Here is a 460-nt window from a genome sequence, read left to right as displayed (position 1 = left end):
ATGGACCTTACGTCGTGAACTTAGAGGGGCATACGGAAACCATCATCGAATTGGACGAGCTGCCGTCTGATTTCGTCTTCGAACTTACAGGTAATCGAAGGGGGCCCATCGAAATAGCTGAAATCTCCATCACGATTAGCTTGCCTCTATCGTTGGGTACGTTGACACTCTATTTGGCTCCCCCTTTACGTTGGACGGTCTATCCATCGATTTCAAGTACTCATGCGCAGCGTATACGATCACATCTGAAGCTTGGTGAGCGCGTATCTAAATATTCTCCAATTAAGGATCGGTTACTACAGATCTCCTCGAAGCCCTATGAGGATGAACCGTCTAGACAAATCGACTGGTATGCGACGGCGAAGAAATCGACTTTGCAAACGAAACTGTACCAGCCGGTCAATCAAGACATGTTCACGGTGTATCTCGACTTGTCGGCTTCGAACGGGATCGGCCTTCA

Annotated in this window: 1 protein-coding gene; it reads left to right on the top strand. The window is 48.3% G+C overall.

The genetic code is table 11. From position 1 onward, the window contains the following. Positions 1 to 460 (top strand): DUF58 domain-containing protein (locus tag KNP83_RS15265; RefSeq protein WP_214763109.1); only part of this gene is annotated, 460 nt, incomplete at both ends.

The organism is Exiguobacterium sp. s146 (genome assembly GCF_018618415.1).
Classification (GTDB): domain Bacteria; phylum Bacillota; class Bacilli; order Exiguobacteriales; family Exiguobacteriaceae; genus Exiguobacterium.
Note: the sequence above shows the minus strand (reverse complement) of the source record. Positions and strands in the feature narration are given on the sequence as shown.